Annotated in this window: 16 protein-coding genes and 1 pseudogene; 9 read left to right on the forward strand and 8 right to left on the reverse strand. The window is 67.9% G+C overall.

The features are described 5' to 3' along the window. Positions 1-153: 153 nt before the first annotated feature. A pseudogene (locus KBX06_RS26770) lies at positions 154-758 on the forward strand (transposase); the annotation flags it as partial. Between the two features lie 93 nt (positions 759-851). Here KBX06_RS26770 and KBX06_RS26775 read toward each other — a convergent pair. From KBX06_RS26775 to KBX06_RS26810, 8 genes are all read right to left on the reverse strand, one after another. Continuing rightward, positions 852-1,217: a hypothetical protein gene (locus KBX06_RS26775; RefSeq protein ID WP_210839777.1), complete on the reverse strand. Its 366-nt coding sequence runs from the start codon at positions 1,215-1,217 to the stop codon at positions 852-854. Between the two features lie 14 nt (positions 1,218-1,231). Next, entirely contained in the window at positions 1,232-12,037 is a 10,806-nt protein-coding gene (locus KBX06_RS26780; RefSeq protein WP_210839779.1) for a LamG-like jellyroll fold domain-containing protein, read from the reverse strand. Between the two features lie 166 nt (positions 12,038-12,203). Continuing rightward, positions 12,204-12,824 (reverse strand): hypothetical protein, encoded by a 621-nt coding sequence (locus tag KBX06_RS26785; RefSeq protein ID WP_210839781.1) that lies wholly within the window; start codon positions 12,822-12,824, stop codon positions 12,204-12,206. A 119-nt stretch (positions 12,825-12,943) separates the two neighbouring features. After that, positions 12,944-14,203 (reverse strand): ArdC family protein, encoded by a 1,260-nt coding sequence (locus KBX06_RS26790; RefSeq protein ID WP_210839783.1) that lies wholly within the window; start codon positions 14,201-14,203, stop codon positions 12,944-12,946. A 19-nt stretch (positions 14,204-14,222) separates the two neighbouring features. Then, positions 14,223-14,399: a hypothetical protein gene (locus tag KBX06_RS26795; RefSeq protein WP_210839785.1), complete on the reverse strand. Its 177-nt coding sequence runs from the start codon at positions 14,397-14,399 to the stop codon at positions 14,223-14,225. Positions 14,400-14,458: 59 nt separating this feature from the next. Further along, positions 14,459-15,208 carry a hypothetical protein gene (locus tag KBX06_RS26800; RefSeq protein WP_210839787.1) on the reverse strand — a complete coding sequence of 250 codons (750 nt, stop codon included), beginning with the start codon at positions 15,206-15,208 and terminating at the stop codon, positions 14,459-14,461. Positions 15,209-15,236: 28 nt separating this feature from the next. After that, on the reverse strand, positions 15,237-16,307 hold the full coding sequence (locus KBX06_RS26805; RefSeq protein ID WP_210839789.1) for a M23 family metallopeptidase: 1,071 nt from the start codon (positions 16,305-16,307) through the stop codon (positions 15,237-15,239). After that, positions 16,304-16,897 (reverse strand): hypothetical protein, encoded by a 594-nt coding sequence (locus tag KBX06_RS26810; RefSeq protein WP_210839791.1) that lies wholly within the window; start codon positions 16,895-16,897, stop codon positions 16,304-16,306. Before KBX06_RS26810 ends, KBX06_RS26805 begins: the two co-directional genes overlap by 4 nt. Before the next feature lie 171 nt (positions 16,898-17,068). Here KBX06_RS26810 and KBX06_RS26815 point away from each other — a divergent pair, with 171 nt between their 5' ends. The 8 genes from KBX06_RS26815 to KBX06_RS26850 all read left to right on the forward strand — a co-directional run bounded on the left by KBX06_RS26815 (position 17,069) and on the right by KBX06_RS26850 (position 26,309). Further along, positions 17,069-17,419, forward strand: a complete 351-nt coding sequence (locus KBX06_RS26815; protein ID WP_307854773.1) for a hypothetical protein — start codon at positions 17,069-17,071, stop codon at positions 17,417-17,419. Beyond that, positions 17,419-18,180, forward strand: coding sequence for a hypothetical protein (locus KBX06_RS26820; RefSeq protein ID WP_210839793.1), 762 nt, complete (start codon positions 17,419-17,421; stop codon positions 18,178-18,180). Before KBX06_RS26815 ends, KBX06_RS26820 begins: the two co-directional genes overlap by 1 nt. Further along, positions 18,177-19,508, forward strand: a complete 1,332-nt coding sequence (locus KBX06_RS26825) for a hypothetical protein (protein ID WP_210839795.1) — start codon at positions 18,177-18,179, stop codon at positions 19,506-19,508. The genes KBX06_RS26820 and KBX06_RS26825 overlap by 4 nt, the downstream gene beginning before the upstream one ends. A 5-nt stretch (positions 19,509-19,513) precedes the next feature. Beyond that, positions 19,514-20,998: an SCO6880 family protein gene (locus KBX06_RS26830; protein WP_210839797.1), complete on the forward strand. Its 1,485-nt coding sequence runs from the start codon at positions 19,514-19,516 to the stop codon at positions 20,996-20,998. Between the two features lie 27 nt (positions 20,999-21,025). Then, entirely contained in the window at positions 21,026-22,459 is a 1,434-nt protein-coding gene (locus tag KBX06_RS26835; RefSeq protein ID WP_210839799.1) for a hypothetical protein, read from the forward strand. After that, on the forward strand, positions 22,456-24,276 hold the full coding sequence (locus KBX06_RS26840) for a TraM recognition domain-containing protein (protein WP_307854774.1): 1,821 nt from the start codon (positions 22,456-22,458) through the stop codon (positions 24,274-24,276). The genes KBX06_RS26835 and KBX06_RS26840 overlap by 4 nt, the downstream gene beginning before the upstream one ends. An 83-nt stretch (positions 24,277-24,359) precedes the next feature. Further along, positions 24,360-25,577, forward strand: a complete 1,218-nt coding sequence (locus KBX06_RS26845; protein WP_210839801.1) for a toprim domain-containing protein — start codon at positions 24,360-24,362, stop codon at positions 25,575-25,577. Positions 25,578-25,961: 384 nt separating this feature from the next. Next, complete coding sequence (locus tag KBX06_RS26850; RefSeq protein WP_247686749.1) at positions 25,962-26,309, forward strand: hypothetical protein; 348 nt, start codon at positions 25,962-25,964, stop codon at positions 26,307-26,309. Positions 26,310-26,405 lie beyond the last annotated feature (96 nt).

Consider the following 26,405-nt stretch of genomic DNA (forward strand, 5'->3'; position numbering starts at 1 on the left):
GAGATCGTGGACGGGTAAGACAGCACAGGCGAGGCTCCCGGTCGGGGCATCGGGTTTTGGTCGATTTGCTGTCTTACCTGGAGCCTCGCCCTCATCGATCCTCGGGCTACGCACACCGCCCCTGACCTGCAAGGTCAGGATGAAAAAGGCTCACTGCTGACCATCGCCGGACCTCACGCTCCACGCATGGGCGAACGGCTCGTCGAACAGATCATGACCGCCCTCGACGAGCAGACCGTCACCGTCCCCGGCACTACTGCGGCCGAGACGATCCTGCCTCGCCTCGCCGACAGCCTCCGCGACACCTTGCGGCAACGCGACCAGGTCGCCGCAGAGGTCGAAAGGATGCTTGATGCGCACCCTCTCGCCTCGGTCCTGACCTCGATGCCCGGCATCGGCGTCAGGACCGCAGCCCGGATCCTGCTCGAAGTCGGCGACGGCACCGCCTTCCCCACCCCCGGGCACCTCGCCGCCTACGCCGGCCTCGCCCCCGTCACCGGCCGATCCGGCAGCAGCATCCGCGGCGAACACCCACCCCGCGGCGGCAACAAAAACCTCAAACGAGCCTTCTTCCTCGCCGCGTTCGCCGCCCTCGCCGACCCCGGTCAGCCGCGCCTACTACGACCGCAAGAGAGCCGAAGGCAAACGCCACAACGCCGCCCTCATCTGCCTCGCCCGACGCCGATGCGACGTCCTCTACGTCATGCTCCGCGACAAGATCCCCTACCAACCGCTCCACCACACCAATCGCGGCTTGACGAAACCCATAGGGACACCCCCCCCTGCACCCTCAAGCAGCTGTCGGATTGCAGAGGTGGTCCACACCACCAGCCAAACGCGGGGTCGAGGCATCAAAGCCCGAAGTCGGAAGGTTCTTCGGCCGCCTTTCGTCGATAGGCATCCAGAACCAAGCCGCTCTCATTGATTAGCGCATCAAAGGATTCTTCCTTGCGTTCGTCGTAGCTGGATTGACCATAACTCCTAACCAATTCGGCTAGCAGATCCGCAACCTCGACGAGGTTTAGGTACCGGAAGCCGTCAATCGCGCGCTCGAACTCATCCGGTTCAATGACTTCCATCGCAAAGCCGAAGCCACCGCCCATAATTGCATTAAAGACCCGATGGACATGGGCAAGCTTAGCAATTCCGAGCGGTGCACCGGCCGGCACAACGCCTTCAACTCCATAGTCGACTGCCAGGTTGTACGCGCTGTCCATCGATCTCACGATTACTACACATCCCCCACTAGGCCCGATTTCCCATGCGTCCCGAGTGTGTTGTTTACGTACATCCCAAAGTCCCATTGCTGATGGTAAGGCATATCCGCAAGCATATCTCGGATCGACTTTCCACCTGTCCAGTTGAAGGTTTTCGCATAGTACCCATTCTTGGCGAAGTTTATGCTTTGATCTTGAGGGAACATATTATCAGGGTTATTGATCCACTCCTGCGGGAAGTTGGATCTCCCTGGCCCCTGCTTCCCCTGACTTTGCTCAACGACGTGCTCCCAGTTCAACTTAGGCCCGCCTGGCGTCGCGTGATTTCTGGCTGGCCCATGAACCTGCAACCAGCCACCAGCTTTGTCATAGCTGGGGTATCCGTCAGCAGAATCCGGCGTCCATGAATTCGCGCCGCGGCCGACTGGGCACGACTCGCCACCGGAGACGCCGAGTTTGATCAAGCCGGGGTCATTGTTATGAACCAGGACGGGAGCTCCGCCGGCGAGCACGTAGTACGTGTGGATGTCAGCGACGGTGAGGTCGTGCATCCGCTTGTCGCCGGCGAAGTTGCGTACCTCGACGACGGTCAGCTCATCTCCGGGACCGCCGCCACCCATGCCGGCGCCGGTGCCGTCGCCCTCCAGGCGCTTGTCATCGTGCACCAGCAGTCGGTGCCCGACCGTGAGCTTCGCGGCGTCGACCCATTTGCGGTCGGTGGCGTCCCAGAAGGGGTGGTGCTGGGTCGTCTTCAGCACCGTGCTCTTGCCGGTCTTGGTGTCGCGGACGGTGACGTCGGTAAGATCTCGGTCCTGGTTGACGTGCAGGTGGGTGACCGGCTTCGGAGCGCTGCGGCCGGTCTCCGGGTCGGTCGCGGTGACCTCGTCACCATGCTTCAGATCCTCGATCGGCTTACTGCTGCCGTCCGCCAGCAGCACCCGGGTCGACGGGTCGAAACTGTGCGGCCTCGTGCAGCCCGACGAACCGTCATCCTGGCGGTGCCGCCCTTGGTAGCCGCCCCCACCAGAAGACCCCCCTGCGGAAGCGGCCCTCGCCCCGCCAACGCCAGCGGACCTCGATCCCCCAGTGCTGGCCCGCGAGCCGTCACCACCTGCTGCGCGCCCACCGAGTTTCGGCAGTCGGCTTCCGGCGACGGCAGCGGCCTTCGCCCCACCGGCCGCCGCCCCGCGCAGGCCACCGCCGAGGCGGCTGAGTCCCGCCGACAGCGCACCGTCCAGGCCACCTTCGATCATCGTGCCGGCCAGGCCGCTCCAGGAGAATTCCTGGTCGCCCCGGGAGACGTCGACCATGAACCCGGCCCCGGAGGCCATCGCACCGGCTGCGGCTCCGGCCAAGAGCAGGCACCCTACTCCGGTGGCGCACAAGGCGCCGATGGCGACTGTCGCGACGAGGCCCGCCGCGGCCGTGGCGACGAACTTCCAGGGGTCCTTCTTTATCGCGGCGACCGTCGCTTTAGCGCTGTCGACGACTTTCTTCGCCGCCTTCTTCGCAGTTTCCTTGACGCACTTGCCGACGCCGCCGGAGAGACACTTCTTGGCCGACCGCATGGCGTCCTTGACCGTGTTGACCTTTTTCTTGGCCCAACGGACCGTGGATTTCTTGACCACGTTCCAGGCCTTGGTCGCCTTGCTGGTGGCCTTCTTGACCCCGGACTTGATGTCCTTCCAGGCGCGGCCGGACGCGACGTGCTTGAACGCCGACGTTACGGTGCTCTTGGCCGCCCGGTACGTCGACACCGGGTTCGTGACGACCTTGGCGACACTCGACACGGACTTCGTGAAGCTGGACCAGCCGAAGTGCCCGGTCGGGTCGACCGTGGTCAGCGGGTTGGCGTCGCCGTACTGGAAGCGGTTGGCCGCGACCGAGTCGGGCACCGGGGACACATCGGCGCTGTCGCGGGTGTCGAACTGCCCGGTGGCGGGGTTGTACCACCGCGACAGCATGTTGACCCGGCCGCTGAGCCCATCGGTCCACTCCGACTGGTAGCCGAGATTTCCGACCATCCCGCTGGTGGTCAGCACCTTGCCTAACGGGTCGTAGGTGGTGGATCCGGACAGCGCCGTTCCGGTGGCGGAGAACTGCCCCACCACGTCCCAGTGTTGGTCGGTCCAGGCATATCGAGAACCGGAGCCGGCGCCGGATCCCTGACCGAAGAGCTCCCCGGCCGGGCCACGCGTGTAGGTTGCGGAGCCGTCACTGGCGAGGTGGTTGCTCAGGCCGGTGTACTTGAAGCCCGGCTTGATGGCACGGCCGAGCGCGTCGTAGTCGTAGCTGGTGGTGGTGCCGCCGGTGGCCTGCTGGGACCGCACCTGGCCGAAGGCGTCGGTCTGGGTGTCGTACGCGACCGATCCGGAGATGGTGCGCTTGAGCGTGCCGCGTGCCGTGTACTCGTACGACGAGCCGTCGTTCTGCGTGAGTAGCTGGTTGCGGGCGTCGTAGGTGAAGGTCTTGGAGCCGTTCTGGGTGCGGTTGCCGGAGGCGTCGTACGCGTACGTGGTCGATGTCGCCCCGTTGCTCCACGACGTCAACCGGTCGGCCAGGTCGTAGGTGTACGTGTTCGACGAGGATCCGGCGAACCCGGTGGTCACCTTCGACGTTTCGTTGCTGTTGGCGTCGTACCCGTAGGTGATGGAGCCAAGGGTGAGCGTCCCGGCGGCGTTCTTCAGAGTGTCGGTCTTCAGTCGGTGCAGGTTGTCGTAGGTCAGGCTGCGGACATTGTTGTTGGTGCCGTAGGTGATCGTCGCCGGCTGGGAGAGGTTGTTGTAGGCCAGGGTGACATTGATGGAGGTAGTCGGGTTGATCGCCGTACGCAAGCGGCCGACGTTGTCGTAGGTGTAGTTGGTCGTCCCGGCGGCGTCGGTCCGCGAAGCCATCTGCCCGTCACGGTTGTAGGTGAACGAGTTGATGTCGGCGGGTCCGGTGACGGTGAGCGGCAGGCCACGGTCGTCGTAGGAAATCGTGTTGGTGCCGGAGGGTGCGGACAGTTCGGTCAGCCGGCCCGCGTCGTCGTAGTCGAAGATCCGGTCGGGGGTGGCGACCTCCGCCCCCGTGCCGGTGATCTGTCGGATCTGACCGAGGTCGTCGTAGGTGTTGGTGACGCTCACCCCGCCCGGGGAGTCCTGCCGTATCGGGCGGCCGGCCGCATCGTAGGCGACCGTGAAGGTGCGGTCCGCCACGTTCGGGTACGCCGCCGTCGCCGGTTCGATGCGCGACTCGGGCAAACCCCACGTGTTGTACGTGGTCCAGAAGGGGTTGCCGCGGCCGTCGGTGAAGCGGGTCCGATTGCCGGCCAGGTCGTAGCCGAAAGAGGTGGCGATGGCGGTAGTCGCGGTGACTGGCTGCGTCTCCCCGGTCAGGTTGCCCAGCGCGTCGTAGGTGAAGGTGGTCGTGGTGCCGCGGGCGTCCTTGACCGTGGTCAGGTTGCTGTTGTCGTCGTAGCCCAGGGTCTCGGTGGTAAGCAACGCATTGGTCGCGCTGTAGTTCTGCACCCTGGTGGTCCGGCCGGCGCCGTCGTAGGTGAGCGTCCGGCTCGTCAGGTCCGGCATCTTCGTCTTGACGACCCTGCCGAGCCCGTCGTATTCGGTGGTGGTGACGTTGTTGGCCGCGTCGGTTTCGGTCAGCGGCTCGCCCACCCAGTTGTAGGTGGTGTTGCGCACCACGCCTTCCGGCGTGGTCACCTTCTGCAGCCACGGACCGGCGGCCGGGGTGTTGCCGTACGCCCCCGTGCCGTAACCGTAGGTGGTGGTGTTGGTGATCGGGGTCGGTTGGCGGACAACCTGGCTGGAGGTCAGCATCCGACCGAGGTAGTCGTAGGTCGCGGTGGTCTTGGCCCCGGTCGGGTCCACCGTCTCCAGGAGGTCGCCCACCTTGTCGTACTTGGCGGTGGTTACCTTGCCGGCCGGGTTGGTCACCTTCACGGGATTGCCGAGCGAGTCGTACTCGAAGGTCGTGGTCTTGCCGCGCTGATCGGTAGTCGACTCGACTTGGCCGAGCGGGTCGTAGACGGTGCTGGTCTCCGCCGCGGCGATCGGGGAGCCACCGGGTGGGGTGTAGGCGGGCATGATCGTCTTGATGGGCCGGCCCACCGCGTCGTAGCGGGTGGTGAGGACGTTGGTCAGCGGATCCTGCGTCTCGGTCGCCTCGCCGAAGGTGTTGTAGCCCGTCCGGGAGACCGGCACGGCCGGCACCGGGGCACCCCCGCCGAAAGTCTCCGTGGACACCGACGGCGAGACCACCTTGGCCAGTTGCCCGGCCGCGTCGTACTCGAAGGAGGTCAGGTTGCCCATCGGATCGGTCATCGCGGTGACCAGGCCGCGCTTGTCGACGGTGTAGGAGGTGGTCAACTTCTGCGGCGTGACGGTCGTGGTGGCATTACGCCCGGTACCTCCGCCGTAGAGGCTTGCCGCCTCGTTGGCGCTGAGCGACTCCTGGAAGATCTGCACGTTGTCGATCGCCCCGTTGACCAGGTTGGTCTGATTGGGACCGATGAGAATGCCACCGACCGACAGCGGGGTGACGGAGTTCCACGGGGTGGCGTTCGTCGCGGTCCCGGCTTGGGAACCGTTGACGTACAACGTCATCGCCTTGGTCTGGGCGTCGAAGACCCCGACGAGGTGGGTCCAGGTGTTCAGCGCCGGAGCTCCGGTGGAGCGCGCGACGGCGGAGGTGGCGGAGGTGCTGTCCGATGCCGGGGATAGAAATTCCCACTTGTTGGCCGACTGGTTGTACCGGAGGAAGAACGCTCCGGTGTTGTTGCCGCCCTGACCGACGACGGTCTGATGCTGGTTGAGGTCTGCCAGCTTCACCCAGGCCGATACCGAGTACGACTGCGTGGTGACCAGGGCCGGTTGTGCGGTCTCGTACACCGTGGTCCGGTTAAACACCGCTGCGCCGTCTGAGCGGCCGACCGGACCGTTCCAGGAAGAGAGATTCCGTGCCGACGTCGACGAGTCGACGGCCTCGTAGCTGGCGGTGGTCTCCCCCATTCGCCACCAACCCACCGGCAGGGCCGCGCTCTTGACACTGACGCTCTCCGAGGTCACCCGGCCCATCGGGTCGTAGGTGTTCTCAACGGTCTCCAACGGTGTCTGCAGCTGCCCGGCGGACCGGCGGGTGCTCAGTACGTGGTCGTCGGCGTTGTACGTGTACTTCGTGATCCGTTCCAGGTCATAGGGCTGCTCGGTGGAGGAGACCAGTCGACCGGCGGCGTCATACTCGTAGATGGTCCAGTTGGCCCCGTTGTCGGCCCGCCGCATGGACAGGTTGCCGACCGCGTCGTAGCTGTTCTCCTCCCGGACGAACGACTTGACCCCGTCGGTGCGGGTGACCTTCTTGACGTTGTCGTTGGCGTCGTACTCGTACTCGGTCGCCCAGTTCATCGCGTCGGTTTCCGAGGCGAGATTGCCGTTGGCGAAGTACGCCTTCGACGAGACCTGAGTGCTGGTGCCGTCGGCGCCGATAACGGTGGTGGTCAGTTGCTGCCCGGCGGCGTCGTACGTGTCGACCATGGCGCGTAGCACGTCCCCGCTGGGGCACGCGCTGCCCGGCGCCGGGCTGCTCTCGCAGGCCACCGTCCGGGTCCGGTTTCCGTAGAGGTCGTACTCGAAGAGGGTGACCGCGCCGACCGCGTCGACGGTCTTGACAGCCCGACCGTGAGCGTCGTAATAGCTGCTCGCGTCCCGATGACTGTCCCCACCGGTGATGTCAGAGACCTTGCGGTACGTGACGTTGCCGTCAGCGTCGTAGGTGGTTTCGGTCTTCGCGGTGTGCACCGCACCGGTCACCTGGTTGACTGTCGGCGGGTCGATCTGCTCGACGACTTGGCCGGCGGCGTCATAGGTGTAGGTGGTGGTCAGGTCCCCGATCGGTGCATCCGCCTTGACCGTCTTGGTGCGGGTGCGTCCGAGCCCGTCATAGGTGAACTCGGTGACCAGGCCGGCTGCGTCCGTGATCCGGACGGCGTCTCCTGCGGCGTTGTAGGCGGTGCTCTGCTGTCCGCCGCCGGCCGAGGTGGTGGTCAGCGGCAGGCTCGGTGGAACGGTCCCGCCACCAATCGCCGCGGTCGTGGCGGTCGAGTAGGTCATCGTCGTCGTCCGGCCTGATGGATGGCCGGGTACGGGTGGAGAGGTGACCGAAAGCCGGTTACCGGCAGTGTCGTAGGCCAGCTTCGTCAGGTAGGTGTTGTCCGTGGCGCTCTGCGACCGGGCGTCGCGGATCTCGATGAGCTGGTCGTTGCGGGCGTCCGGGGTGAGGTTGACCGTGGTCGAGTCGGGCCAGTACTTGTAGTAGGTGCTGTCGCACTCCGTCTGGTTACGGCAGACGGTGGATCGGATGGTGTTGCCGCGTACGTCCCGGGCAGAGACATTCTTCATCCCCAGCGGATCGAACTCGACCGACTCGAATCCGCCGATGTCGTAGCCGTACGAGGTGGTGCGGCCCAGGACGTCGGTCGCGGAGATCAATCGGTTGCCGTTGACTAGGTCGAAGACCTGCTTCGAGTCCTTGTTGGTGGGGTCAGTGACGGTCACCGTGGTGACGGGAGTCAACGTCGCTGTGGGGCCGGTCTGCGTGGCGCTCTTCGACGCCTTGTAGTGGGCATCGACCTCGGTGGGCGGCAACTCCCGCTCGTAGTAGGCGAACTCGGCGATGTTGCCCTTGAAGTAGCTGACGTCCGCCGAGGAGCTGGGCCACGCCTTCGTGGTGCCGGCACCGATGTACGCGTGTGAGGCGTTGGTGGCGACCATCGCACCGAGATGGCCGACGATCTTGTTGTCGAGGTAGAGCGTCTGCCGGGTGGTCGACGCCGACAGCACCACGTGGTGCCAGTTTCCGTCGTTGACCTTCGTGGTGGAGGTGATCGGCGCGTTGTAGGTGCCGTTGTAGAACTCGCCACGCAGGTAGCCGTCCGCACCGATGTAGAGCGCCGGGGTCCAGTTCGGGGTGGCCGGGACGTTGTGCAGCTCGTTGCGCTGGTAGGAGTAGAGCACGCCGCTCGCCGCGTGGTTGGCCGGCGTCTTGAACCACATCTCCACGGTCGCCTCGTCGACCAGCGGATAATCGACGCCGTACTCAACGCCCGTGTTGGTGACCTTGAACGGTTTGACGTATGAGGATGTGCCGTTGAAGTACGCACCGTAGCTGTCTGAGAACGGGCTGGTGGTGTTGGGTTGGCTGGTGTTGAAGGTAACGGCGTTGTATCGCGCACGGTTGCTGTGCACGACGTTCACCGCTTCCGCCGGCGCCTCGATGTCGCCGAGCCGCCAGTAGTCGGTCGGTTGTGAACCGAGGACCGACGAGACGTAGACCAGGCTCGACCCGGAGGTGGCAGGGGCACCGATCTTCCACACCCCGCCGTTCTCGTCGGTGAGCTCACTGACCCGACCAGTGACCGTGTGGTAGGCGACCTGAGCCTCGACCCGGCCCGCGGCACTGGTGATCCGGTGCAGTTGCGCCGTGCCGCTTCGCCCGGACTGGTGCATGGCGCTCACGTCCGCGCCGGTGAGCGCGCGGTTGTAGTAGGCGACGTCGGCGATGGAACCGGTGAAGAAGGTCGCGGTGGGGGTGGTGTGCGGCTGGCTCGGCCAGGCGCCGCCCAGGAAACCGGCACCGACGTAGGCCCGGTTGGCGTCCAGGCTGTGCAGATTGATCGTGCCGGTAAGGCTGCCGACCTGCACTCCGTCGAGGTAGAGCTGCTGGCTGCCACCGTTCCCGGCGATCGCCACGTGATGCCACTGACCGTCGGTCACTGGAGCCGGGGAGGACATCGCGCCGGCGACGTTGACGGTGCCGAGTTCGCCACGGAGCCGTCCGTCGGAGCCGACGTAGAGCGCCGGAACGTAGGCCGCCGCCGTGGTGGCGCCCGAGGTGACCGCGTCCTTGGCGTAGCTGAACAGCACTCCACCGGGCGTGCTGGTCCGGAACCACATGCCGATCGATTGGTACGAGCTCTTGCTTACTGCCTTGGTTGGCAGGGTGACCAGAGACGACGTGCCGTTGAACGTCGCCGACGTGGAGGTGGAGTCGGGAAGGGCAGCGGCACCGCCGAGTGCGACATCGGTGTAGGCGGCGGTGTCCGCGCCGTCGTTGGAGATGACCGCGCTGAGCGCGGCGGTCGCACCGGTTGCTTCGTTCAACCGCCAGAGCGAGTACGGCCCGGTGTTGAGCACCGTGTTGGCGTGCTGCGACACCCAGCTGTAGTCGTAGGTCGTGCAGGCGCTACCCGCGTCGGGCTCGCATACCGAGTCGAGCATGTCGTTGTCGTAACCGTAGGTCCAAGTCTGCGCCGTCGTCGGGTCACCGGCGATCACAGGGTCGGTGGTGACGGTCGCAACGTGCGGGTGCGTCGCCCCCGCCGGCGTCGACCAGGCGATGTGCAGCTTGCGATTGGACGACACGGACGTCATCTGGTCGACCCGGCCGTCGGTGGCGTAGCGGAACGTCAGCGCCCGACCCGAAGCGTCGGTTATCTTCGTTATCCGGTAGACGCCGGTGCCACCTGCCTGGGCGAACTCGTAGGCTGTCGCGTCCTTGTCGGTCAGCGAGTAGCCACCGGTGATCGGCTTGAACACCGAGTAGCGGCCCAGTGGGGCAACCCAGGTGCCGTCGTTGTTGCGGCCGAAGGCTGCCTCCTGCCCGTCCGGGTAGCGCACCGAGACGGTCTGCAGGGCACCGGCCGCGTCACGCGTCTCCCGTGCCTGCATGTCCAGGATCGACGACCACCCTCGACCGAACGCGCCCTCGATCCGGGTGTCCAGGCTGTTGTAGTCCCGGTTGATTGCCAGTGCTGGCCCGGTTGCGGCGACCTGTGCGTCGGTATCGGAGGTGGTGTAGTTACCGACGCTCGCGTCGTAGCCCTTGCCGCCGTTCTGCGCCAAGGCCGAGGTCACCGGCGGTTGCGGAACCTGGGTGGTGAAGGCGTACGCCGTCGGTGTCGACGGGCCGGTGGAGGACCAATCGTTGACCTGCACCGCGTACAGGTAGGTCTTCTTCCACGCGAGCACGCCCGCGGGAACCTTCCAGACGCCGCTGGCGACCCAGCCCGAGCTGGTGAGCTGGGTGCCCTGGTCGTTGTAGATGATGAAGTTGTAACGCAGCCCCTTGGCCGGCCAGTTGTCCGGATCGTGCCCCTGAGCGATGAACTCGGGAGTGAGGGTGTCGAGGGTGACGTTGTTCGACGGGTAGCGGACGTCGACCTGCGGGGCGACGTTGTCGGTGTAGGTCACGTCGATGAACGGAGCGCAACTGATCAGACCATAGGTGCTGTTGTTGCAGTTCACCCCGGCATCGGTGGAGGTGAACCGTTTCCACGCGCCTTTGTCGCTCTCCGAGGCCGTCAGGGCCAGCCCGAAGTTGCTTGCACCGGTGATCCACTCGTTGACCTCGGCAACGTCCATCGGCACTGAGACCCAGGTGCCAACGGTGCGGTTGGCGGCAGTGTTGCCGCAGGCGGCGGTGCTACTTGGGGAGGCGCTACCGATCGACTCCGTATGCGACGGGAAGGTGTTGTACTTGACCGAGGAAGCCCACCAGTTGGCGGTAACCCGGTGCACATCGAACTGATGGGCCACGCATGTGGTGTCTGCCGACTGGTAGGTGAGAAAGACGTTCAGGTCTGCCGCGCTGAGCCGCTTACCCGCATAGGTCGTGCCGAACGTGGGGAAGGGCAGCAGGGTCTTGGCCTTGCCGGTACCGCCGTCGAACGTGCCGACCGCGACGCTGTGCTCGGTGCTGCGCTGGGGTTCGGTGCCACCCGACTGCACGTAGGTGTCACCACCGGTCGTGGCGGTCCGGCCGGTGCTGGGGTCGAGCACCACGGGGAACTTGCGCGCCGGATCCCGCAGCCAGTTCCCGTCTACCGTGACTTTCAGCGTCGGCCCGTCGACGGTGGTCAGGATCTCGAAGCGGACGGCGTAGGAGATGGCCCCGGAACCGGTCTTGTCAATGGCGGAGTCTTCCATCCAACCGACCGGCATGCGCGCCACCGTCTCGCCGGCGGTGTCGAGGAAGACAACTTCTCCGCCATCGGCGACCTGTGGGGTCAGACCCGTCAGGCGTAGGGGATACAGGTACTCAGTCGCCACATCGGGCGAACGGAAGATCAAACTCTCCTTGACTGTGCCGCCAACCGCCCGCAGGGTCAGGTCAACATTCGGGAAGACGTTCGGGTAAGTAGCAGTGGCATCGGCCAGGGTGGCGGTGCTCGCAGTGGCGCCGCTCAGGTCGTAACCGAGGACGTTGCCTTGGCCGAGGTCCATCCGCATGAGCGGTTGCGAGGTCCCCGCCGCCCGTGCAGCGAACGTGACATCGACGGGGTTGGCGCGGACCTGCAGGCGGTCACCGGCCTGCTCAAGGGTGTTGTCGATCTGCCGCCAACGGCCCTGCGAGTCCTTGAAGTTGACCGGATCCTGGTAGACCCGACGAGTGTAGGAACCATCGGCATTCTCGAAGACATCCGACTTGTCAGTGGCCGCTTCCGGGAGCCGCTGACTGGTCGCCCGGTCGAACCGCCCCTCGGAACGGGTGCTCCGAACCGCGCCTGCCGGTCGATGCGAACGGTGGAGCTTCAGCTCGCCCTTCGCCGGGGCCACCTCGCTCCGGTCCTCGAAGGCCGGTGCATCCACATAGTGCCCCCGGTCAGGTGAGCGGCCGGCCTGCTGTTTGGGCGTGGCCGGCTCCGCCCACGAGGCTCGCATCGAGAACAAGGCAGAAACCCAGCCAAGCGGGAAGCCGGAGGGGCCCGGATGGGACAGGGGCGCCTTCGGCGCGCCGAGCACCAACAGCAGCGCCAGGATCAGCACCATGCTGAGACGGCTGCCCCTTAGAGGGCGGTACCGCCTTACAACCTCGGCCGCAATCTGCGCACGCTGCCGCTGACCGCCCATGGCAGTCTCCCCCGTGAAGTCTCCAAATTTCAGAGGGAAGCTTCCTGGGCGTTGCCTGGGAAGTCAAGCATGGAAGTTCGTAAGATTAATTTCCGCTGGCAGCGGCGTATGCCGAAGCCACCTCCGCGCGCACATCAGCGTCGACACCAGCTACCGGGCTAGCCTCAACCCTGGCCACGCCCGGCACGGCAGCAGGCCCACCGACCATTACGTAACGCGTCGTAGGGAACCGGGACTTCCCCGCCACAAGCGCCGCGACTGGCGCCTCCCCCACCCCGACGATGACGCCACACCCCTGCAGGCCCAGGCTGTTGAAATAGGCGGAGGCGTTGGCCTCGGTCTGTGGCCCGTTGACCGCCAGGTACTGCACCTTGAACGACTCGGCGAGCGATGCCTGCTGCATGCCATCCCATGCCGCTCGCGCCGATTCCCCAGCGAGCCCCTTGTCATCAGTCAGCAGGCAGGCAGTGAATGCCTGGTACGTCCGCTCCCGCGGCGCCGGATCCTGTACAGGCTTCGGCCAGAACAACCAGACCAACAGACCGAGCGCTGCCGCTGCGACCACCGCAACGAGGACCCACCGCCGTCGAAGCCACGCCATTGCCACTCCATCCGCTTGATTGGACCGGTCCTGTTCCAGCAGGCGGAGCGTAGTGGATCGATTCGGCTGCCACTGACCGCCATTTCCAACGGCGTCAGCGTTCATGAGTTGGGGACCGTTGCCCGGGAGGGTGGAGGCGCCGCGCGCATTTGATGCCGCTAGCCCAATTGCGTGGGCCGACGTCCGCTCGCTGGCCCGCAGAGCGACCGCCGTTGAACCCCAGTTCACATGTGTGCTCGACGGCGGAACGCCTGGTCCGTTACTGGTGTGCCGGCGATGCTCGCCCTCGCGAACTGTCGCCCCTCGGGGAGGTCGCCGCCTGACCGAACCGTGCGTGGCAGGGGCAGGAATGCCTGGGCGGCATAGGCGACACCGGCATCGCTGTCATGGGCAGCGACTACGTGCTCAGGTTGCTGGCCAACGGCCGCCTCGGCCGCGGCACGTACCGCCGCGGCACGGTCGACTCCGGCGACGATGCGCTCGGAGAGGTTCGCTGAAATCGAAGCAGTGGCCGTGTCGAGGTTGTGGTCGACGGCCTCGGTGATACGGAACGCGGCGGAGACGATTCGCTGGCCGGCGGCCTGCACGATGCTTTCTGGGCTCTGGCCGGTCTGCTCGGCGACGCGCTGCGCCCACAGAGCAACGTAGGCGAAGGTGTACGTCGAGGTGTCCAGCCCGTAGCGTTCGGCGACCAGAAACGCGACGCTCTCGACCTCGACCTCCCGCTCGCCCCGGCAGCCGCGGGTGGTCTCCCAACCGAAGTCGCTCGGCGTGTGCAGGTCCACGTGTCCGAGCTCGTGAATCATCGTCTTGACTGCCTGGGCATCGTCCACGTCGTCGCGGACCCTGATCAACTGGTTGGTGTAGTCGGTGAACCCGTTCGCGCCTCGGCAGTCACCGCGCTCAACGGTGTAGCCCCGCTCCTCGGCGAGCATGACCAACTGATCGTACAACCCTGCGGGCGCCTGGCCCTCGAGGAGTTGGGGCATAACGTCAGCGAATGCAGGTCCGCCGGGCACATCGATGTCCGGACCTTCGGTCTGGCTGATGTCGAAGACGGCCACGGGCTTGAACGTGTGCAGGACTCGCGCCGGCTGGGCGGTCTGCTCCCCTGCCGACAGCTGAGGGTCTTGCTTCGTGGGCTCGCTGCGGTCCTCGGGGCTTTCCTGCGGATCGTCCGTCACGCGCTTCGTGACTGGTGCCAGGATGGCGATGCCCTTCTCGCCCTTGCGCACGTGCCGGCCGAACTCGGTCTTCCACCGCTTGTAGCCGGCGACCCACGTTGCATCTGGGCGCTGTGCCATGATCAGCAAGACGTTGTTGAAGGAGTAGCCGTGGAACTTGGCGGCGAACTGAAGCCACCGGCGCCACTGATCGCTGTCCGTGATCTTGCCGACCTCCGCGACGACGCGCTCGTGGAGGTCGGCGAGCTTGGCCCGTCGTTCGGCGGCCCATTGCTCTCGCTGCTTGTCGCTTGGCGACATCCCTCGTCGGGTAGCCATGTCAGCGTCCCGCCGATCCGTCCTGGTGCAGGCCCATCCGGGTGACAAGCTGGTTGGTGAGCCTCTGCTGGGCGTCGAGTTGGCGCTGTTGCGCCTCGCAGGTCGCGGTGAGGTCGTCGATCTGGTCCTGCAACGCAGTGATGGTGACGTCTCGGTCGAGTTGCGGCTGAACGCTCATCGCGGTCCCTTCAGTGGTGGTGCTTGGTGGCTGGGCGGCGAGCCCGGGATGGGAATCCGTCAGCGGCTTCGCCGGGGCGATGCGGGTTGAGGAACGGAAGCCGCCGGACTCACGGTGGGGGCGGCGGTGTGGCTGGCCGGGAATGGCCGGAACGCGGCAGCCACTGTGGAAGCGACCGGGAAAGATGGGGGCGTGGGTTCTTCGGGCGGGGCCTTGAGGACTCCGCCGATGACGCCGACAAGCCAGTCCACGGCGGGTCGTTCGTCGATCTGCGTCCTGCTGATCTGGTGCTCGCCGATTTTCTTGGCCAAGGCGGCGTAGATCGTTTGGCTGGTGGAGTGGCGGGCGTCCTGCCACCCCTGCCTTTGGCCGTGGTTCCAGCCGGCGACGACACCTGCGGCGATGGGACTCAGGTCGGGGTAGTCGTTGCGGGCGGCCAGGTGGGCGCTCTCCCGAGCACGGCCGGGGGTGTTCTGGGGGCCGGTCCGGCCGATGACGGTGGCGGCTTCTGCCACCGCCCACAGGAGGTTGCGGGCGTCGGGGTCGTCGATTCCGCTGTGAGTGAGTCGTGACATGGCGTCGAAGGCAGCGTTCTGGAAACCTTCCACGGCTCGCCGGTGGCCGGCTTCCGCGCCGCTCCGGTAGCCGGGCTTCCACGCGGCGTCGACGACGGCGAGTTCAGCGGCCGGTGACGTGGGCATTCGTCCGGTCAGTGCTTGGCTGATGGGTGCGGCCAGCCGATCCACGGACATCCCGGGCATGCGGGACTGCAGGTGAAACAGCATCGTCCATGCTCTGATCTGGTCCATTGGGTCTCCAGTCACAGGAGGTGGGGGGTCAGAAGCGGATGCCTAGGTCAGCCATGACGGCTGCCGGGTCCTGGGCCGTCTGGTTGTTGATCGGCGGCGCGTTTCGATGGATCTGGTAGTGCAGGTGTGGGCCGCTGGAGTGGCCGGTGGAACCGACGCGGCCGATCTCCTGGCCGACGTCGACGGCATGCCCGGGGGCGACACTCAGGGAGACCAGGTGGCAGTAGGTGGTGCCCATCCCGCCGGCGTGCTGGATCTCGACGGTCAGCCCACAGCCGGGCAGGTCTGGGTTGCCGGGGCGGTCGCAGTAGGCGCTGGTGCAGTCGGCGGAGGTGACGGTGCCGGCGGCGGCCGCCAGGACCGGTGTGCCGGTGGGGGCGATCAGGTCGATCCCGCGGTGAGCGCGGTTCCCCCGCGGGGCACCCCATCCGTCACCGACGCTGTAGCTGCCCTCGGGCAGGGGCACTCGCCACTCGCCGGTCGCGCCCCCACTGCAGCTGATGCCCAGCTGGCCGCGGACGAGCTGCACCAAGCGCTGGGCCTCGCTCTGCCACTCCGCGTACGCGTCCGGGTACCTGGAGACCTGCACCGCCTGGGCGGCCTCAGCCAGGGGCATGGCCTCCCAACTGTTGACCTTGACGAGAGCGTCGTAGAACTTCCCGGCGGCGTATTCGGGGGTCATGCGCTGCACGACAGTGCCCCACCCGGGCCGCTGCTGGAACAGGCCCACGGAGTCGTGGTCGCGTCCGACGCCCTCGTGGGGAATGCCCAGGGATTCCGGCACCGTCGAGTTGGCGAGGTTCCGCAGTGTCGACTCCTGCATCGCCGTCGCTACGGCAACCGTCCATCCCTTCGACGGCACGTTCTTCTCGGCGCCGACCCGGACGATGGTGGCGACGTGGCCGACCTGCGCCGGATTCCAGGAGGCGTCTGCCGCGCTTTCGGCAGGGTTAGTTGATGGTGACGGCGGGACGACCGTGCACTTGTACGTGGGCGACGCCACCACCGCCACACCACCGACCATGACCAACGTGAGCGGTACGAGGAACGCGACGGCCAGGGCGGCGGCGCCCCATTTCCACGCCGTGCTGCCGTTCATTGCCGCACCGGCTGGACCTCGTAGTGCGCCACCCGCCATCCGGGCTGGCCGCTGTCTCCGGCGCGCAGGGTGCAGAACACGACACTGTGCTCGGTCCAGCCGCGCCACCCGCCGTCGCCGACCGGTGTCGCGGTGAGCCGGACGGCCCGGTGCGCCTCGATGGTGCTGTCGTGCTCCGGGTGCATATCCGGCTGCGGACGCACGTGGACGTCGACGCGTACGCGGTGCGCAGCCCAGGTCTCCCATCGGCCGTCGCGGTCAGCGGCAGCGCTCTGACCCGCCAGTGCCCCGGTGGCGTAGGCCGACGCGCGGGCGAAGGCGTCGCCGGACCCGGCGTCGCGTGTGGTGTCGACCCGGTACAGGGCGGTGACGAACGCCTGGCATACGTGCGCCGGATCGGTGTAGTCGGCCTTCGAGTCACGTGGCGGCACCACAGGAGGCGCGACCGAGGGCGCGGCGGCGGCCGGCTGAGCGCCAGTGTCCTGTCGGCTGGGGGCGGCGGGGCGGGTAGCGCAGCCAGCCACGGCTGCCACCAGCATTGCGGCGCCGAGCGCGCCAGCGTTCGGCGGCGTGATCTTCATGGAGAACATGGCGTGACGATGCCGCCCGGGTAGCGCCGTTACCGCTGCCATCGCAGGTCACGAGGGGTGGTAACGCTGCCGGCTACTCCAGCGGCAACGGTCCCGTCAGCGCCGCAGAGCCAAGGTCATCGACAGACGCACCACCCGGTGCGACACCCCGACGAGGCTGAGGAGACACCCGTGCTCGCTACCTTGCTCGCGTTCGCGGCCGACAACACCCAGGGAACGGTCGACGTCCTGGCCGCGGCGCCCTCTCCGAGTGGCGCGCCCAAGCCGGTCAACGTGCCCAACCCGGCCCCGGTCGCACCCGAGGGCCTGCAGGCCTTCGGCGACATGTTCTTGGGCTGGATGAAGTGGGTCCTCATGATCGGCGGGGTCGCTGGCCTGTTCGCCTCAGGGATCATGATGACCGTCGGTCGGCGCAACCGGTCCTCGCTGGCCGCCGACGGCGCGGCCGGCATCCCGTGGGTCCTCGGCGGTCTCACCCTCGGCGCGATGGGCGCCCTGGTTGTCGGCGCGGTCCTGCGGTAATGACCTACGACGTCATTGACCGGGCCCGGCACCGTACCCGTCGCTGGATCGCCGTCGTCACCCTCGCGGCCGCGGCGGCGACTGCGCTCGGCGTCGCGGCCGTCACCGCCCTGCGCGACGAACCCACCACCGCTGCCCAGCAGACGGATGTCACCGACGCCGCTCCCGTCACCGACTCCGCTCCCGTCCCCGACGCCGCTGCCCGCGCCGTGGCGTTGCCCGCCGACCTCAAGTGGACGCCGGTTGCCGGAATCTCCCTGCCCGGTTCAGGCCAGGCCGGTCCGCTCGACACCGGCGGCGGTGCAGCACGCCGCTTCAGCCACGACGAGGCTGGTGCGCTTCTCGCCGCGGTGCACATCACGGTGCGCTGCGCCCCGCAGCTCGGACCGGGCGTGTTCGACCAGACCCTGCAGGCACAGGTCGTCGGCGCGGACGCCCCGGCGATGCGGTCAAAGGTCGGGCAGGACTACGACCACCTACGCGCCAACGCCGAGATCCCGTACGGGCAGCCGGTCGGCCGCCTGGAGGCGGTACTGCGCGGATACCAGCTGACCAGCTACAGCCAACAGGCGGCGTCGGTGCAGCTCCTCACCGAGGCCCGTGATGCGCAGGGCAACCCCCTGCTGGCCGCCACCGCAGTGCAGGTGCAGTGGACCGGCACGGACTGGGCGCTGCTGGCCCCAGCCGGCGGTGACTTGAGCACGGCGGTGTCACGAGCGGGCAGCCCCGACGGATTTCATCCCTTCATCCCTGGACGGTGATCATGTGTAACCCGTTCATGCCTGTGAGCTGCACGGGCGTCTTCGGTGCGGAGAGCAGCGTCAGCGAGAAGATCGGCGGCTCGGTCACCGACATGTTCCTCGGCGGGCTTGCGGGCTCGATGAACGACGCCATCAAGTGGGTCATCACCGTCATGGCGTCCTGGATCTTGGTGCCCTCCACGGATCTGTGCGCCGGTGACCCGAACGCGGCGGGCTGGCTCGCTGACTGCAACACCCCTGGTGGGCCCGCTCAGCAGTTACGGGGCTTCCTCCTGCCGATCACGGTCCTGGTCATGGTCGGTGGCCTGATCTGGCAGGGCATCACCATGGTCATCACCCGCAAGGGCGAGCCGATGCTGCAAGCCGTACGCGGGGTGTGGACCAGCGCGCTGTGGGGCGCCATCGGCATCGGTGGAACCCACCTGGCACTCAAAGCCTCGGACTCGTACTCCCTGTGGATCTTGGACCGTTCCATCATCAACGGCTCCAACAGGCCACCCCTCGACGCGCTCAGCGCGGCGCTGGGTTCCATGCTCCTACCAACTGCCGGCGTGACACCCCTGGTGACGATCTTCATCGGCGGCCTGGTCTTCTTCCTCTCCGCTGTCCAGGCCATCCTCATGATCTTCCGCGAGGGGTCGGTGGTGATCCTCGCCGGCACTCTGCAGCTGGCGGCCACCGGCTCGGTCATGCGCGGCACCAGCCAGTGGCTGGCGAAGGTCACCGGCTGGGGAATCGCGCTGATCGCGTTCAAGCCGGTCGCCATGACCGTGTATGCGACGGGCTACATCCTCACCGGCGGCAACGGGCGCAGCTTTCTCATGGGCCTCGCGGTGCTGGTGCTCTCCGTGGTCGCCCTCCCGACGATGATGAAGTTCTTCAGCTGGACGACCGGCGCGATGGCCTCCGGCGGGGGCAGCGCCGGGATGGCCGCCGCCGGCGCTGCAGCGGGTTTGCACGCCGCGTCGTCGCTGCGCAGCGCCGGCGGGTCCAGCGCCGGCGAGCACGCCCGCTACCTCGAGACGAGCTTGGGCGGTACGTCCGGCGGCGGACCGACCGGCGCCGTCCCCGTCACGCCGACGGCAATGCCCCGTGCTGGGGCGTCAAGCTCCACCGGCGCCGCTCCCGTCAGCGGCGCCGCAGGTCGCACTGCCGCCGCAGGGCGCGCCGCCGGAGGTGGAGCGACAGCTGCCTCAGGAGTCGACGCAGCCGCGACAGGGCCGACCGCTCTCATCGTCACGGGCGTCGCCACGGCTGCGGAAGCCGCTGGCAGCGCCGCCAAGTCCGCCGCCGACGCAGCCGCCTCCACTACCCAGGACAACAGGTGACCACCATGACCACTGACCAGCAGATCCGCACCTACGGTGGCTGGCGACGCAGCCGCGGGATGGGCCTGCTCGGCCTCGGCCCGGCGCAGACCCTCACCGTGTTCGTGGCGATCACCTCGCTGCTGATCGCCGCGTCGATCAGCATGACCGCATTGGCGTGGGTGGCCGCTCCCGCCGTCGCCACCATCGCCCTGCTACTACTGCGCTGGGACGGCGTACCGCTGGCCACCGGCATCATCCGGCGCGTCCGGTGGCTGATCGGCACCACTCGCGGCTACACCTCCTACCGGTCTGGGGTGATGGCCGTCGGCGAGAGCGCCTGGCAGCTGCCCGGTGTCCTCGCTCCGACCACCGTGCTCACAGTCACCGACGAGGCCGGCGGCAACTACGGCGTCGTCTACAACCGACGGCTGGGCAGCATGACGGTGACGTTGCGCTGCGCCGCCACCTCCACCTGGCTCGCCGACCCGGACGCCACCGCATCGTGGGTCGCGAACTGGGGAGGCTGGCTTGCCAACCTCGGCTACCTGCCAGCGGTCCAGCACATCGCGGTGACCGTCGACACCGCACCCGACCCTGGCTCCCGGTTGTCCGACTACGTCTCCGGCCGAATCGTGCCGCACGGTCCCGCCGCCGCGAGGCGGGTCCTGCAGCGCCTGGTGGAGGTGTCCCCCGCTGCCGCTGCCGACGTCGGAACCCGTGTCAGCATCACCTTCAATCCGGCGGCGTCTCCGACGAAGCCGAAGGGCGTCGAGGAGGCACTGGCGGAGATCAGCCGCGCCCTGACCGGGCTGCAGGACTCGCTGGGCAGTTGCGGGCTGACGGTCCTCGGTCGGGCCACCGCAGACCAGGTCACCGCGATCGTGCGCACCGCCTACGATCCCGCCATCCGCGGTGACGTCGCTCGCCTGGGCGCGCGCGGCGGCGATCTGACCCGGTGGTTGGACTGGGACTCCGCCGGCCCGGTCGCCGCCGAAGAGCACGTCGACCGCTACGTCCACGACTCCGGCACATCGGTGACCTGGTCGATGCACGAGGCACCGCGGCAGTCGGTACACGCCGACGTCCTCGCGCGGCTGCTGGCGCCCGGCCCGTATCCGAAGCGGGTGAGCCTGCTCTATCGGCCGCTGCCCGCTGGCGATGCGGCCCGTGTCGTGGAGGCGGAGGTCAACGCCGCGCAGTTCCGGCAGGCCTACCACCGGGCGCAGAAGCGGGACGAGTCCGCCCGCGACCTCGCCGACCGGGAACGCGCCAACCAGACCGCCCGCGAGGAGGCGGTGGGCGCCGGGGTCGGGCTGATGTCGCTGTTCTGCACCGTCACCGTCCTCAACCCCGAGGACCTCGGCAAGGCCGTCGCCGACGTCGAGTCACGCGCCGACATCGCGAAGATCAGATTCCGTCGGATGTGGGCGAGCCAGGCAGCGGGTTTCGCCACCACGCTGCCATGCGGTGTCTGTCCCCCGCAGCTGTCCCGCCACTGGCCCCGCTGACCACCGCTCCCTCTGGAGGAAATCCCGATGGCACCAACCACCGCCGGTCTCGCCCCCGCATGGGGAGTACGCGCCCCGGGCACCGGCCGCGCCAGCCACGTCGACCCCGGAATGGAATACCAGGGCACCACCGTCCAGATGGCTGGTCTGTACCCGTTCGTCGCCGGCTCCGGAGCACCGACCCTCGGCACCCCGATCGGCCGACACATGCTGTGGGGCGAGGTCGTCTGCCTCGACCCCCTCGAATGGCTGCGCGCCGGCCTCATCACCAACCCCGGCATGTTCGTGCTCGGCCAGCCCGGCGTCGGTAAGAGCACCATCGTCAAGCGGCTGATCACCGGCATGACCGCCACCGGCACGCAGACGCTCATCCTCGGCGACACCAAACCCGACTACACCCGCCTGGTCGAGTACCTCGGCGGGCAGGTCATTCGCATCGGCCGCGGTCTCGACCGACTCAACCCCCTCGACTCCGGTCCCTTGGGTACGGCGATGAAGCGCATGGGCACCGCGGAGGCCCGGCAGCTGCGCCTGGAGATCCGCGGCCGCCGCATGTCGCTGCTGCTGGCTCTGTGCGCCCTGGTGCGGGGCCGGCAGATCGACAACCCGGAGGAGGTCGTCCTCGGGCGGGCGATCGACGTGCTCGCCGAGCGGTCCGAAATCGATCCGACCGTGCCTGACGTGCTTGCCCTGATCGAGGCCGGCAGTGACGAGCTGCGCACTGCGGCGCGGGCCCGCAATGACGGGGAGTACCGCCGCCGCGTCGACGCGCTCGTGCCGACCCTCGCGCTGCTGTGCGAGGGCAGCCTTCGTGGCGTGTTCGACGGGCCTACCACCCGGCCCCTGGACCTGGACGCTCCGGCGGTCAGCGTCGACATCTCCCGTGTCGCCGCCGCCGGCGACCAGCTCGTGGCAGCCGCGATGCTGTGCGTGTGGGGCTACGGCTTCGGGATGGTGGATGCGGCCGCCGTGCTCGCCGAGCAGTGCCTCGCTCCGCGCCGGCAGTACCTCGGGGTGATGGACGAGCTGTGGCGGGCCCTACGCGGCGCATCCGGGCTGGTCGAGCACGCCGACGCGCTGACCCGGCTGAACCGCCAGCGTGGCATGGCCTCGGTCATGGTCACTCACTCGCTGGCAGACCTCGACGCACTGCCCACCGAGGAGGACCGCGCCAAGGCGCAGGGCTTCATCGAACGGTCCGCCATCAAGATCCTTGCCGGGCTGCCGCCTCGAGAGCTGGCCCGGGTCAACGAGGTCATCCGCCTGTCCGGGCCGGAGCGGGACCTGGTGTCGTCGTGGGCGGCGCCGGAAGCGTGGTTCGCCGGCAGCGTGCACCCTGGCCGCGGCAAGTATCTGGTCAAGACCGGTGAGCGGCCCGGCCTTCCGGTGGCGCTGTCGCTGGTCGGTGAGGAGTGGGAGCTCTACGACACCGACACCGCGATCCGGCAGGCGCAGCCGTGAGCACCAAGCCCGTCGAGCCGCGCGGCAACGCCGGAGGGCTACAGACCCCGTTCATGGTGCTCGGCCTGGCCTGGGGAGCCATCGGCCTGGTATGGCTGTCTTGGCTCGCAGGGCGGATCGCCGCAACGGTTACCGGTAACGCGGCCGGGCCACGCTTCGGCGGTCCGTTCGTCCAGGCGCTGGTCGCTGCCGATTGGGCCACCTTGTTCCCGGGCGTGCCGCCGCCGCTGGTAGCGGTGATCTACACCGTCATCCTGACGGTCACGGTGGCTGCGGTAACGGCAGGTTGGCTGTGGTGGCAGGGCCGCCGGCCGCCAGCGGACGACCCGCTACCGGCCCTGGCCACTGCGCCGGAGGTGCGCCCGATGACGTTGCCGGAGGTCGCCCAACGGGCGCGTCGGCTGCGACCCAGCCTCGCCCACGTGCCAGCGAAGGCGATCGAACCGGCCTCGGCGGGGCTGATGTTGGGCGGGCACCGACGTCGACGTGGCAGCGGCGCGACCCTGTATGCCTCCTGGGAGGACGTCCTGGTGGCGCTGATGGCGCCCCGGGCCGGCAAGACCACAGCGCTGGCGGTCCCGGCGGTGATCAACGCGCCAGGTCCGGTCATCGCTACCAGCAACAAAGCGGATCTGTGGGCAGTCACCGCCGCGCACCGCGCCGAGCACGGCAGGGTCTGGGTGTTCGACCCACAGGCCATCACCCACGAACAGCAGAGCTGGTGGTGGAACCCGCTGGAAGCCGTCGGCGGGATCGAGGACGCCCAACGACTGGCCGACCACTTCGTTCAACAGATCCGCAACGGCCGCGGCGGCGACGACTTTTGGATCCTCGGCGCCTTGGACCTGCTGACCTCCCTGATCCTGGCGGCCGCGCTCGACAGGGGCACGCTCACGTCAGTGCAACGATGGCTGTCGGACTCCACTGCCCGGGAACCCGGCGAGATCCTCCAGACCCACGGGCACGCCGCAGCCGCCCGAGCCTTGGCCGGCCGGCAGGCCGGCGCGCCGGAGACCCGCGAAGGCCTGTACGAGACGGCACGGACCGCAGCCGCCTGCTTGGCCAACCCACAGATCATGGCCTGGGTCACCCCACCAAAGCATCGGGCGTTGCCGGTCCTCGACGTGCGGGCGTTCCCCGGCAGCGCAGACACCATGTACCTGCTCAGCAAGGACGGCGCCGGTAACGCGGCCCCGCTCGTCGCCGGGCTGACCGACCAACTGCTCCGTGAGGCGGTGCGCACCGCCGAGCTGCGCGGCGGTCGACTCGACCCGCCCCTGGTCGCGGTGCTGGACGAGGCGGCGAACATCTGCAAAATCCGCGACCTTCCTGACCTGTACTCGCACCTGGGCAGCCGGGGAGTGATCCCACTGACGATCCTGCAGTCCTACCGGCAGGGCGCCCGCGTGTGGGGCGACAAGGGCATGGACACCCTCTGGTCGGCGGCCACAGCGAAACTCGTGGGCGCAGGCATCGACGACGCGAAGTTCGCCGAGGACCTGTCCCGGCTCGTCGGCGACCATGACATCACCGTGGCCTCCCGCACCCGCGACGGTCGGGGCGGCACCTCCTGGCAGACGTCGGTACGGCGCCAGCGCATCCTCGACGCGGCCCAAATTCGCGCCATGCCCAAGAGCACCGCGCTACTGCTGGCCACCGGCATCCGGGCCGTCATGCTCGACTTGCGGCCCTGGTACACCGGGCCCCTGGCCGCAGAGCTCACCGCAGCGGCAACCGCCGCCGAGGCACGGATCACCACCAACGCCAACCGGAACCACCACGGGATGACACGTCCTGAGGAGGCGACGACGTCGTGATGGCCTCCCCTGACCCAGTCCGAGCGGGCAACACCGACCGGGAGCACGATCCCCGGCGACTCCTCGCCGCCAACGAAGCCGCGGTGGCCTGGTTCCGCAGCCAGCTCGCCGCCACCGAGGAGCCGCGCCGCTACCTGACCAGCCGCGCCCTGGGCGCCCTGGTCGACAGGGAATGGCCCTGGCGCGTTGGCTACGCGCCACGGACCTGGTCGGCCCTGACTGATCACCTGAGGGGAATGGACTTCTCTCCCGAGGAGCTTGTAGTCGCGGGGCTGTCCAGACCCACCCGCGACAGCCCGGACCGCCTGATCGATGCGTTCCGGGATCGGATCGTCTTTCCCATCCGCGATCCCGACGGACACGTCGTGGCGTTCATCGGCCGTGCCGGCAACCGATCCCTCGCCGCCGACCCGCAGCTCCCCAAGTACCTCAACACCCATGAGTCGCCCCTCTACCGCAAGGACAAGCTGCTCTTCGGCGTGGCCGAGCAGCAGGACCGCATCCGGGCCGGCTGGCGGCCCGTACTCGTCGAGGGCCCGGCGGACACGATCGCCATATGGCTCTCGTACTCCCGCTCCGGCCTTCCCGGGACGGTCGCCGTCGCACCGTGCGGCACAGCCTTCGGCGCGGCCCAAGCCGCCATCCTCCGTTCGATGCCTGGATGCCGCGACGCGACCGTGGTGGCCTTCGACGCCGACCCGGCCGGACGCAAGGCCGCCGACGCCGCGTTCGACCTGCTACGACAGCCGGGCGCGCAGGGCAGGCTGCTCGCCGCCGAGTTCGCGACCGGCGCCGATCCGGCCGACCTACTCATCCGGCCCAACGGTCGCGCCCAGCTGCGTGCGGCGCTACGACACCAGACCCGGCCGCTGCTCTTCGCCGTCGTCGACCACCACCTCGACCGCCTACTCGGCCGCAGCCCACAACTGCTCGACGACATCGGGGGGCGCTACGAGGCGGCGCGGATCCTCTCAGGCCGGGTGCTCGACGCGGCAGACCCTGGTGAGGCGTACCGGCTCGCGCAGCACATCGTCGAGAGGACCCGGATCGCCGAGCGGTCCCACGACGGTATCGGCACAGTGATGGCCTACGCAGTGGACGGTCTACTGCACCGGATCGGTCATTTCCCCGCAGGACTTAACAGCGGTCCCGCCGACTCAAACGTTGGTCGCCCCCGCCCGATCGCAGTTCCACCGCTGCGATCCGTACCTGCCTCTCCTCGGACACCTGCCGACCCCTCTCAACCTGGGCCCACCTATGCGAGTCAGCACTGCCCGCGCCAGCGGCGCCGCCGAGCATGAATGAGGAAGAGACGCGATTCAGCACGAGGGCTCTGCTTGCGCAGCAACCGCAGTTGCCGAACCTGGCCCGCCAGGACGCCCATGACTGACCCCACGGGGATGCGATCTCAACGAGCCGAGTCACGTCGCGTAACGGAAGAGCGGCCGACGCCGGCCGCCTGAGTGCCCGCTCATGCCGATGTCCGGATACTCCGTGGCCGTCACAGCACCGACTGCGGTGCAGGCGGCCTGCCCTAGGAGTTGCTGCACCCCAGAGCGCTGTCCAATGCGTCGAAAGTAGGCGGCCAAGCCGGACGCCCGACCTCTCAGAATATTCTCGGCAGAGTCTGAGAGGAGAACCTACGCTGATGCATGGGTGCCAGCGGGTCTCACCGGAAGGCGTGTGTGGGGATCGACATGGAGGTAAAAGCGATCTTCGAGCTGCCGGTGCACATCTGGGTGATGTGCGACGCGCTTGATGCGACGTACCCGACCGGCTACGACAAGCTCCGGTTCAACGTCGTGATGCCCGATGGCCGACCACCCGTAGGCGGGGCTCCTCCTGCGCCCGGCGTCGAGTTGCGGCCGAAGGTTGGCGAGCAGGTCGTATGGGTGAAGGAATACGGCGCCTTCATTCCCGAGTCGCTGCGGCCAGCCACCGCGCTTCATCGCGTGGTAGTGACCGACGTCGAGGGCCCCAGCTACGATCACAAGTCGTGGTTTGGGTCTGCTGCACCGATAGGTGACATCTGAGATGGCTTGCCCTGGTGGCGGGCTGGAAGGATGTTGCTGTGCCCAAGCCCTACCCTCGTGAGTTCCGCGATGACGTCGTGCGGGTGGCCCGTGACC

It is taken from the genome of Micromonospora sp. C31, from assembly GCF_018070575.1.
In the GTDB taxonomy this organism is placed as follows: Bacteria; Actinomycetota; Actinomycetes; order Mycobacteriales; family Micromonosporaceae; genus Micromonospora.